This window comes from Gudongella sp. DL1XJH-153, from assembly GCF_049310905.1.
In the GTDB taxonomy this organism is placed as follows: domain Bacteria; phylum Bacillota; class Clostridia; order Tissierellales; family Tissierellaceae; genus Gudongella.
In genome coordinates, this window is sequence record NZ_JBMEMN010000054.1 from 1 (window position 1) to 11,080 (window position 11,080).

An 11,080-nucleotide genomic window follows, 5' to 3' on the forward strand; every position below is an offset into this window, starting at 1 on the left:
ACAGGTCCCTTGTTTGCCGTTACAACGTTTATTCCATTCTCAAGGGCATATCTGATTGTACTCATTGCAGGCTCCCCTGTCTTCTTGTCCGTCGGGGTAGCTTCAACCAGAAAATCAATCTTGTGATTTTTCAAAACTTCTTCCAATGTCCAGCTTCCAAAACCTTCTTCTCCAAAGTCTTTTAGATTCCTGCTTTCTTGGAGATACTTATTCAACTTGCCGGCATCCAGTCCCTCTTCATTTAATGCTCCCGACTTGCTGTTTAATGCAAAAACGAGCTCCATATCGTCACGTTCATTAATTAATCCTATAAGAGCTCTACCAACTCCACCGGTTCCTACAATACCAATTTTCACAATAATCCCCCTATTCTCTATCAAATCCTGCAATTCAATTTCTCTTAAGAAAAATCCCCGAAAATCAATCCGGGGATCATTTATGAACTATATATCTAGGTGTTTCTTCTAAGCTTCCTATGATATACAAGCGTAGTCATTACATTGCCTTCATGCCATTCGTACCGTACACTGGCAAGCTTGAACTTTCTCTTTGTCTTGAATAGTACAGATGGGAGATTTGGAATTGGTGCAATGATAACCTCCTCAAAGATATCGAACATTCCGTCCTCTTTAATATCCTTGATAAGCCTCTTTGAGAGCATTCCTCCTATTCCCTGACGCTTGAATCTGTCCAGAACGGCAATCTTATCCAGCATAATAAAATTCACCAGGTTTTCCTGATTGAAATCCGGTCTGAAATAGCAATCCTCAAGCCACTGTGGATTTTCCCGTAACCATACTTCCTTGGGAAGTCCGAAAGTAAAGCCAAGGATGGCTCTGTAATCATCCTCTATGTATTCAGCTACATAGAAGTAATCGCTTATTTCCAGCGCTCTTCTAAGCTTGTTCTTATGTCCTTCAGGATCAGATTCGTAGTCGTCCATGAGGAATCCCTGCATTGGATCCTGAATCTTCTTTCCCACTGATGATGCCACATGAAATATTCCCTCTATATCCTTTTCATCGGCCTTTCTGACCACAACATTTTCCAGATTAATTTTCTTTATACCGCTAGGCAATTTAACACGCATCTTTAACTGACTCAAAAAATCCCTCCTCTTTTCTAATATCTCCTTTTTTTAATACCCCTTGACAGGTATATGAAAACCTTTATTTTATGTTATAATTGTCATAACTATCGAATTGAGGTGCATTATGAAAAAAAGATTACTTATATCATTGACGCTAATTGCGGTATTTTTTGCTGTTATTGTCTACATGAATCAAAGCTTGTTCTCCATGGGAATAAACTATATAAAGTATCGTTATTTCGGAAATGAAAGAGAAGCTTCTGAATACCAGGAGATTGAAGTGAACCCATTTGAAAAATATCTCGATATGGAAATCGATGACATTGAAAAAACAACAACCCCAACAGGTGAGAACATAAAATCTGAAGCTGGAAATGAAGATACTGAATCACAAAATATAAACAATATGAGTGAACAAAATGTATCAACTGAATCTGGACCAAATTCAGAAATCTCAACAACTACAACTGAACCCTCTGGTAATCAAAGCCCTACTGTTGCGCAAATAAGCAGAGAGTATATGCAAGAATTTGAAGATATGGAAGTTCAATTCAGAGGAAACCTTGAATCCCTTGTGGACTCAGCAATCAATGATTATAATTCAGGGGGATACAACAAGCTTGATATTGCTGATATATATCTTCAAAGAGGAGAACTAATGGAAGTAGAATCTGACAGGAAATTCTACAGGCTTCTATCAAACCTTGAAAACAAACTTATTGAAAACTCCCACAACACTAAAATGGTCAACGAAGTGGAAAGCTATTATAACAAGCTTAAAGAGTATGAAAAAAACAGAATCATAGACAAAGGAATGACCCTTCTTGAAAATTAGAAGAGCCATTGTCCATATATATTACTTGCAAAAGATCGCCCCGGTTACCCGGGGCGATCTTTTTTCAAGAAATTGTATTAATATTTACGCTTCCCACACAGTTTCTTCTTTTCTAGCTGACTCCATTCCTGATTTAAGCATTGTTACAGCAGTGTATAGTATAACTGCAACTACGAGCCATCTAAGTACAGCCATTGGTAGGGATGTTACCAGATAAGCAGCTACAAATACCGCTGGCACCCCACCAATTGCAAGGCCCAAAGCTGCCTTCTTATCAAATGCCTTGTTTTTGATGAATTTAACACTTGCTGTTGGCATAAGGTAGGCACATGAACCCATCATGATTGGGAATGCAACCAATGGACTCATCCCTAAAGCATATATTAGTGCCATACAAGGTGCATAAAGACCTATTCCCAATGTCATTAATGCGCCGAGTATAAAGTTAACAGCTACTGCTATAACCAATTTTGTTCCGCTTAATCCAACTGCCTCACCACCTGATGGCATAAGGTTAAACATCCCCAAGAGCATAAATATTGCAGTAATAAACAAGGCAATACCCATCCCAAATTGTACTTTCCTCTCAGACAATCCTGATACGACATCTGCTCCTAAAAATGCTCCTGCAACAGCTGCAACAAGCATCAAGGTCAATGTCAGAGGTTCAACTTCCACTCTTTGAATAAAGATGAATGACATCACAACAACCGGCAGTGTATGACCTACATTCAATGTTCCAGGTATGATTCTATCCTGTACCAGCTTGGCACCTTTGTACCAGGCTGTAGTCGGTGCGAAAGAACCGATACCCAGAGTATCGAAAAAGTTTGTTACAAATCCTACTGCAATTAAGTGCGGGGTCGGTGCTCCAGATTTCTCTTCCTTGATACCCTTTAGCCATGCTACACAAAACCATACAGTCATAAGTCCCAATACACCTAAAACGATATTTGACAACATAATAAATCCTCCTTTTAATTGTTTTTATACAGAAAATCCGTATTTTAGTGGATCTTCCGGATCGATCACAAAGTGATTAAATCCAGTGATATATGCACTTCCTGTTATCTCAGGGATAACTGCATCAAATTCTCCTACCTTGGTTTCTTCAAGGACTCTTCCCTTGAACATGGTTCCTGTAATACTCTCATAGACAAATTCTTCATTTTGTTTCAATAGACCCTTGGAAAAAAGTGTTGCCAATTTAGCGCTTGTTCCTGTACCACATGGTGAACGGTCTAATTGACCTTGACCAAATACAACAACATTCTTATAATTTGCAGCTGGATTGGTTGATTCATCATAAATTTCCACCAGATCAACTGTGTTTATATGGTGTATCTCAGGATGCTGTACTTTTATGGTATTGTTTACAATATCTCTAATTTTTAGTCCAAGCTTCAGTAGTGTATCTGACTCTGCCAACTCAACTTTGATTCCCAATTGTTTAGCATTCACTATTGCGAAGAAGCTTCCTCCAAATGATATGTCCAGAGTAACTTTCCCTATTCCAGGGACTTCAATTTCCACATCTTCCTTGTAAAGAAATGAAGGCACATTTATAATGGATACTTCCTTTGCCTTACCGCCTTCTACCTTGACCTTTGCTTTGATTAATCCTGCTGGAGACTCCATGGTTATGTGAGTGAAAGGTTCCACAACTTCAACCATTCCTGATTCTACCGCCACAGTAACCGCACCTATGGAACCATGTCCACACATGTTTAAATATCCTCCCCCGTCCATAAATATAATTCCAAAATCTGCTTCCGCTATTGTAGTACTGGTTAAAACGGACCCAAACATATCATTATGTCCTCTGGGCTCATGCATCAGAGATGTTCTAACATAATCTAGATTACTCTCTAGATAAGCTTTCTTCTCTGCCATTGTTCCTCCTGGAATTCTTGGTATTCCGCCTACAACGATTCTTGTAGGTTCACCCATGGTATGAGAATCAATGGTATGTATACTCCTGATAAATCTCATAATTATCCCTCCCTCATTTTTAGTTTTAGAAATGCTAACGCTTTTTTCGCATCCAGATAATCTGTATTGTTTTCCCCCACAACCTCCGTCTCTATACCTTCCTTGGATTTATTGAAGTCTACAATAGTATCCATGTATTGGTTGCTTACTACAAAATTTGCCTGCGTACCTACGAAGCTTAGACCTACAACTGGAATGCCTCTTTTGCTTATTTCTTCAATGGTATTGGCATAATCAACATGACTGTTTCCCCATCCATCTACAGATACGATAACTCCATCAGCTCTTATTGCCTCCAGCCAAGCAGCTGTACGCTTACCTACAAAGTACTTATCTTCATTGTGCTGTGGCGTTCCGACTACGATAACCCCTACCAGATCAATATCCTCGTCATTTGACACTACGTCTAAAAGAGGATCCCTAAAATGATGTAAGGTTGTTTCCTTGGTTGATGGTCCTATTCCCATATTTTCTCACCTACTTTACGTCATTGCCCTCAGTGCACCATCCCTATACTCATTGGGTGTTAGAATAATGGGAACATTTCCAAGATCAATAATGGATCTCCCTCCCATATATCCACTGGGTTCATTTGGTAATATTTGATTGTCGTACATAGCTCCTTGTCCTGCCACTTGTTTTACTATGGCAACCTTCTTTTGACCTATACGGCTTTTGTCATAAAAAACATGTTTTTCCGTATAGGTTTTGCTATCCACTTTTTTGAGGTGTTCCCTTATTTCTTGAACGAACAGATCACAAGCTCTATGAACCTCTTGAATAGCTTTTCTATTTGTCCCTTGTCCTTCTTTTAAAGTAACGTTAAAAGATACTATAAAATCATCCTTTGAAGGTGTTCCAGCTCTACCTAGGTAAAGTTTCTCCTCTAAATTCCCTTCCGATGACCCAAACTCTGCAACCTGATTACCCATTTCATCAATTCCAGTCAAAACAACATACACTCCTGTCAAGGTATGTGTGGTTCCTTCTCCTAATTTGCCCAAAACCTTTGTAGAGATTGGAATGATATCCATTATGCTATTTGTCCACCTGTCGTGCTTATACGGCTCTATAATCTCAATATCCAGGCTTTTAATATCCGAAGTCTTTGATATTATCTTATCGATTGAAGGCGAAGAAATAGTGAGTGAGTTCCGATCTATCAGAGTCTTGTCTCCTAATTCTACATGCTCAACATGATAGGTTTTGATTACAAGCCTTCTATAAACTTTCTCTTTTTTTAACATATTTACCACCCTATTTATTGGGAGATCTATCTACCCGCTATATAAGAAGGCAGATAGTAACCCCATAACATTTATATCTTAGCTATATACTCATAAGGCAATTGTACAATCTTACCTGCACTAGGTATTTCTATCAATTGCTTTAATGAATCCACTACAATTGCCCTTTGCATTTCTATGTCATTTGGTGCACCGACATTTGCACCCATTGGTACTAGTGGAGCAACTGCTCTCGGCGTACCGTTTTGTCTAACTACTGGAGGTAAAGCTGCGATAATTATTGTAGGAATCCCCGATTCCTCTATCGCTCTCTGTACAATTACAGCAGAGCGGTGGCAAGTACCTCAGCCTGCAGTCAAGAGAACTGCATCTGCGCCTTCTTCATTCAATTGTCTGGCAATCTCCGGTCCTGTTTCCTGGGTGAATTTTGTCTGGTCTCCACCACCTCCCATGAAACCATAGTTCACTGATGAAATCGCTTTAATAAAACCTTCTTCTGCCAACTCCCTCATTCTATCTATAGGGAACATGCAGTTTATATCCTTGTTTACATCCGCATTATCGTATCCACCATGTGATACCATCATATCCTCTAGTGGCGCATCTCCAGGAACTACCCTGAAGCTAACGTCCCCAGCCAAATTAAATCTCTTGTCAGTTTTTAAATGTACTCCTGCAGCCGTTACTAGAGCTATCTTCATGTCTTTTAGCTCTTTTGTCACTGGTGTCCAGACTGGAGGAGGAGTAATAGGTACAAATATTTCTGACTGTAGTCCTTTTACTACTGTTAAACTAGCCATTATTTTGCCTCCTTTATTCGCTGATTTCTTTTTTCAATATTGCTGAAATATTCTTCATTGACCTTTTCACTTAATACCTCTACAAAACTCATGTTAAATCCAACTTCCTGACCTAACTCCAGGGGGTGATCATTAATGATCATGCGCATGGGAACCTTTAAAAATCCCAGTCTCCCTTTTAAGTCAATTGCTACCGAGCCATCATGCAGCTCTACAATAATACCTTCCATATATATGATTTTATCGCCATACTTCATGAGATCACCTTTCCATCAATAGAATAACTTTCTTATGCTCCAGTCGTTTCTTCAGGCTCGTAGATTTCCAATCTCTTCTTGCTCTTGGGAAGCATTTGCTCATTTGGAACGAGTTCAACTTCATTACCTGTTTGTTGTTCAATCATATCCACATTGTTTTCTTTAACGTTTTGGTTGAACTTTCTTTCAGGAGCCTTTATTTCTTCACCTGCCATAGCAGCTTTTATCATGGCAATCGCTCTGACAGCATCTTCTTTACAAAGAGTGTTGTTTGAAAGAATTTCGTTTTCTATACCTTGGTCTGATTTATTATGATCTACCATATGCTTCATGAACTTGTTTCCAACTACCAGGGCACCCTGTTGTGCACAGAAAGACATTCCAACTACTGTAACATCCCTCATTCCGATTTGTTCATGATGGCTTGCAAAATCAATATGATTGTTTCCGAATCCTTCTGTTGTAATGAAGGCTGCATCGATATCCATTCCTTCTATAAGCATTCCCAATCTTTCAGAAACATAGAATTTCTCCGAGTTAGCTTGAGGTGAACCTACAAATACAACACCTGCAAGGTCCAGTTCTTCATCATTCATTACTTCTTCTACCAGAGGCTCTCTCCAGTAATGTCTGGAGTTTTCTTTTGACGCAGGACCTATGCAAGTCAGCGCATGAATTCCACCGTCCAGAACTTCAAGTGGTGATAGCATTATTGGAAGGTTACCAAGGTCTACATTAGCCTTTCCACCAACGATTCCAACAGGCTCAACCGGTAGGATCAAGTTGTCATGCATTGCACCCTGTCCCATTATTTCCTTGACAATTAGTACTTTTTTCTTGCCTGGTCTTCTATATTGGACCAGTTCTTCCTCAGCTACAACCAAACTCTCATCAACGTTCTTAAGTACTTCTCTGATTTCTTGTGTGATGAAATCAGTTGCCTTGTGAGCTGCCAAAGGACCTGGTCTTTCCATGTTGGTCTTTTCCTTGATAACAACTTCCGTCTTGATGAAGATCTCTCCTTTGTCAGGTGCTCCAGGTCTCCCCCACATTATGTTCTTCTCAAGAACTCCTTCCGATGAACCAAACTCACCAATTTGCACTCCTGTTTCATCTGTTCCAGTTACTACTACAACAACACCATCAATAACTCTTGTAGTTCCTTGACCAAGTTTGCTATCTTGCTCTTTCGTGGCAATTGGCTGAACATCCATGATGGTTTCACTGTATTTATCGTAATCATCAGGAGTTATGATATCTACTTTGATACTAGTTACAAGCTTGCTGGCATTTACAGCGTCATCACATACGTTGTCTCTGATATAAAGCGTTGTTCCATCGATTTTTGTTTCAGGACCAAACTCCACCTTGTCAATTTTGAAGTGCTTTTTAACAAGTCTTCTCATTTCCTTGGCTTCCTTTACTTCTTCAACTGCCTTGTCAAATGATTCCACCTTCGCAGCAGGTGCCTCCATTTGAGGTGCTACAGCAGATTGAGCCATGCCTCCAACCAATCCAACCGGGATTTCAAGGTTAATATCCTTTCCTTCTCCAATATGGATTCTAACTACACCACCTGTTGACTGTACCATCGGTGCAGAATGTGCTGCTTCTGTTTTTGGTTCTACAGTCGTTGCTTCTTCCTCTTTTTCTTCTGCTACTTTCATAGTCTGTACACCTTCTACCAAATCTGGTGTGATTGGAGTTAAGGAATCAATAGTTTTTATTAGCTTTGCACCCAGCACCTCTCCAATTTTCAGACAGTTGTCAGGAACTTGCAGCAAACCTGAATCTTCCAGGTCTGGAAAAATTGCTGGATCCTCGAGATTGCTGGCTTCAATAATCGTACCAGCCTCTGTTCTGCAACATACAACCGCTATGTCGTCTTTATGCTCTTGTGCAGTTTCTACAGTTATTGCCATTTAAATCGCCTCCTATTTATAATGTTAAAACATTCAATCTTCTGTTCTTCTGATAAGTCTTTCTCCTGCTGCTCTAAGTACATGATCTGTGCTATGGTAAGTTGGAACCCCTAACCTAGGAGCTATGTTCATCACAGTATTCGTTCAGCCACCGCAGGTTCCAGTTAACAATACCTGCATTCCTTTTTTCTTCATGCTTATTATCTTTTCTGCCTGGCCTGGACAATCCCCTGGTTTATCACAACGGTATCTTCCATTCACTTCTACCATACGCTTGCACTTTTCTTCTACTATGACTTCTGCACCCATGGCACTTGCAATTTCCTTCAATCTTTCTTCCTGGGCACCACATTCACAGGCTAGGATTCCCATCTTTCTAGTTTCCTGTGGAAATGGCATTGATACCAATACACCACCCAAGGTTTTTGTTACAGGAGTTTCTTCACTCCCTGCACTACCTGTAAAAGGTCCTCCGATTGTAATTTCACCGAAAGGTTTTACATAGCCACCCGAAAGTTCAATATATTTACCTACTGGTTCTCCCAATGGTACATCCAAGAATACTTTCCCTTTCTTTCCGTCAATCACACGTCCTGCTATGGTTATGTCCTTGGTAATATATGGCTTTCTTAACTCTATGGCATTTACTATGTGCTTGATAGTTTCTACATTTTGTACTACTGCTCCAGCTTCCAGTGGCAACTTGCCGGGCTCTAGTGTTATACCTAATAATTCTCTGATAATGACCCTTTCATCACCTGAAGGATAAATATCAGGTAAAAGTCTGACTTCAATATCCGATTCTATGGCGCATGCCCTCTTTAGAGCTCTGACAGCCTTTGTATATTTTGATTTAACAGCAATATATCCTTTGGAAGCATTGGTGATTTCCTTAATGTATTTTACTCCTCTTACAAGAATTTCCGGATCTTCCTCCATAAGCTTCAGGTTGTGAGTTAAAATAGGTTCACACTCTGCACCATTGGCAATAACGCAACCGCCTTTTAAATCTGTATTAAGCTTTATATGAGTGGGAAAACCTGCTCCACCAGAACCGACAACTCCAGCTTCCTCAATGGCTTTTAGTTTATCCTGGCTTTCATTTATCTTCAGATATCCTCCAGGCTGTTCCTGGTTTGGAGTAATGGTGATGGATTCTTCAGTAATGGTATCAATAATTCCGTATAAGCTGGCATGAATATTGGCACCTAAGCCCTGAGGTATAGCAATCAACTGACCTCTTTCAACCACTTCACCTACACCTACTATTGGTTTGCACGGTGCTCCTACATGTTGTTTTAATGGTAAGACGATCTTAATTTTTCTCACCTCCTTTATTTTCTATGTATCTTATTTGCAATTGGCATGCCAAGTTTTTAGGAAGGCCATAATAATCATTATTTTTTTCTATAGATGTTCCTCTATCTATTGCATTCCTAGATTCTACGTCAGTACTTCAAAAAGCATAATCAAAGCCTTGATAAATATGCGTTCCTTCGAAATTCAGCTTTCACCCATTGGGTGAAAGAAAAGTGCTCAAAAATATGTTAAATTATCAGCTTTTATGACTCGATATATGGTAAAATAATAGTAAGAAAAGTAGTAAAAAGGGGTTCTAATTATGATTAATAAAATTGATTTCAAAGCTAAGAATCTAACATCAAATGCAGGTCTTTTTCTGCTCCTTGAGAATGCAAAAAGCAATGGGATTTTTGATTTTATTGAAAATGACCTCGTATTTGATAATGACTCAACAAATAAAATCAAGATGAATCATATAAAGACCATGCTCTGCGGTCACTTCATTGGCATTGATAAGTTAGAACGTCTAAAGCTACTTCAAAATGATCCCCTCGTCAACGAGTTTGATATTTCCGTAAAAGAACCTGAAACAGTGTCACGGTTTCTAGGAAACTTCAACTTCAAGACAACCCAAATGTTTAGAGACATTAATTTTAAAGTCTTTAAAAAACTGCTCACTAAAAGTAAATTGACATCCATTACGATTGATATTGATAGTAGTGTAATTAACGTAGAAGGTCATCAAGAAGGTGCGTCAAAAGGATATAATCCTAAGAAACTGGGAAACCGATGCTACAATATCCAATTTGCATTTTGCGACGAATTAAAAGCATATGTTACCGGATTTGTAAGAAGTGGCAATACTTACACTGCAAACGGTGCTGCGGAAATGATCAAAGAAATTGTTGCTAACATCAAATCAGACGATTTAGAAATTTTATTTCGAATGGATAGTGGCTACTTTGATGAAAAAATTATCGAAACGATAGAATCTCTTGGATGCAAATATTTAATTAAAGCCAAAAGTTATTCTACACTCACCTCACAAGCAACGAATTCATCAATTGTATTCGTTAAAGGAGAAGAAGGTAGAGAAACTACAGAACTGTATACAAAATTAGTTAAATGGGAAAAAGACAGAAGATTTGTCGTATCTCGCGTACTGAAACCAGAAAAAGAAAGAGCACAATTATCACTTTTAGAAGGTTCCGAATACGACTACTTTTTCTTTGTAACAAATACTACCTTGCTTTCTGAAAAAGTAGTTATATACTATGAAAAGCGTGGTAATGCTGAAAACTATATCAAAGAAGCCAAATACGACATGGCGGTGGGTCATCTCTTGCTAAAGTCATTTTGGGCGAATGAAGCCGTGTTTCAAATGATGATGCTTTCATATAACCTATTTTTGTTGTTCAAGTTTGATTCCTTGGACTCTTCAGAATACAGACAGCAAATAAAGACCTTTCGTTTGAAGTATGTATTTCTTGCAGCAAAAATAATCAAAACCGCAAGATATGTAATCATGAAGTTGTCGGAAAACTATCCGTACAAGGGAGTGTATGAAAAATGTCTGGTATAATAAGAATATCATCAATAAAATTGAGTGTTGCTCTGTGGATAACTTGCAGAGTT

The 11,080-nt window shown here is 38.9% G+C and carries 9 protein-coding genes and 2 pseudogenes; 2 read left to right on the forward strand and 9 right to left on the reverse strand.

The annotated features are described in order from the left end of the window. Positions 1-356: pseudogene (locus ACOEN1_RS13030) on the reverse strand (hypothetical protein); the annotation flags it as partial. Positions 357-451: 95 nt separating this feature from the next. Next, positions 452-1,105 (reverse strand): hypothetical protein, encoded by a 654-nt coding sequence (locus tag ACOEN1_RS13035; RefSeq protein WP_422487339.1) that lies wholly within the window; start codon positions 1,103-1,105, stop codon positions 452-454. 109 nt (positions 1,106-1,214) lie between these two features. On the opposite strand from ACOEN1_RS13035, the gene ACOEN1_RS13040 reads away from it, so the two are divergent. After that, on the forward strand, positions 1,215-1,925 hold the full coding sequence (locus ACOEN1_RS13040) for a hypothetical protein (RefSeq protein ID WP_422487340.1): 711 nt from the start codon (positions 1,215-1,217) through the stop codon (positions 1,923-1,925). An 84-nt stretch (positions 1,926-2,009) separates the two neighbouring features. Here ACOEN1_RS13040 and ACOEN1_RS13045 read toward each other — a convergent pair whose 3' ends face one another. From ACOEN1_RS13045 to prdC, 7 genes and pseudogenes are all read right to left on the reverse strand, one after another. Continuing rightward, the gene (locus ACOEN1_RS13045; RefSeq protein WP_422487341.1) at positions 2,010-2,888 is read right to left on the reverse strand and encodes a TSUP family transporter; all 879 of its coding nucleotides are present in this window, start codon (positions 2,886-2,888) and stop codon (positions 2,010-2,012) included. A gap of 24 nt (positions 2,889-2,912) precedes the next feature. Continuing rightward, positions 2,913-3,917: a proline racemase gene (locus ACOEN1_RS13050; protein ID WP_422487342.1), complete on the reverse strand. Its 1,005-nt coding sequence runs from the start codon at positions 3,915-3,917 to the stop codon at positions 2,913-2,915. A gap of 2 nt (positions 3,918-3,919) precedes the next feature. Further along, positions 3,920-5,164: pseudogene (gene prdD / locus ACOEN1_RS13055) on the reverse strand (proline reductase cluster protein PrdD). 71 nt (positions 5,165-5,235) lie between these two features. Continuing rightward, a complete protein-coding gene (prdB, locus tag ACOEN1_RS13060) occupies positions 5,236-5,964 on the reverse strand; it encodes a D-proline reductase (dithiol) protein PrdB (protein ID WP_422487343.1) in 729 nt (242 codons plus the stop codon). Continuing rightward, positions 5,964-6,221 (reverse strand): CBO2463/CBO2479 domain-containing protein, encoded by a 258-nt coding sequence (locus tag ACOEN1_RS13065; RefSeq protein WP_422487344.1) that lies wholly within the window; start codon positions 6,219-6,221, stop codon positions 5,964-5,966. The genes prdB and ACOEN1_RS13065 overlap by 1 nt, the downstream gene beginning before the upstream one ends. A 32-nt stretch (positions 6,222-6,253) precedes the next feature. After that, the gene (prdA, locus tag ACOEN1_RS13070; RefSeq protein ID WP_422487345.1) at positions 6,254-8,143 is read right to left on the reverse strand and encodes a D-proline reductase (dithiol) proprotein PrdA; all 1,890 of its coding nucleotides are present in this window, start codon (positions 8,141-8,143) and stop codon (positions 6,254-6,256) included. Between the two features lie 33 nt (positions 8,144-8,176). After that, positions 8,177-9,463 (reverse strand): proline reductase-associated electron transfer protein PrdC, encoded by a 1,287-nt coding sequence (prdC, locus tag ACOEN1_RS13075; RefSeq protein ID WP_422487346.1) that lies wholly within the window; start codon positions 9,461-9,463, stop codon positions 8,177-8,179. Positions 9,464-9,764: 301 nt separating this feature from the next. On the opposite strand from prdC, the gene ACOEN1_RS13080 reads away from it, so the two are divergent. After that, positions 9,765-11,027 (forward strand): IS1380-like element ISEcp1 family transposase, encoded by a 1,263-nt coding sequence (locus ACOEN1_RS13080; RefSeq protein WP_000608644.1) that lies wholly within the window; start codon positions 9,765-9,767, stop codon positions 11,025-11,027. The last annotated feature ends 53 nt before the right edge of the window (positions 11,028-11,080 follow it).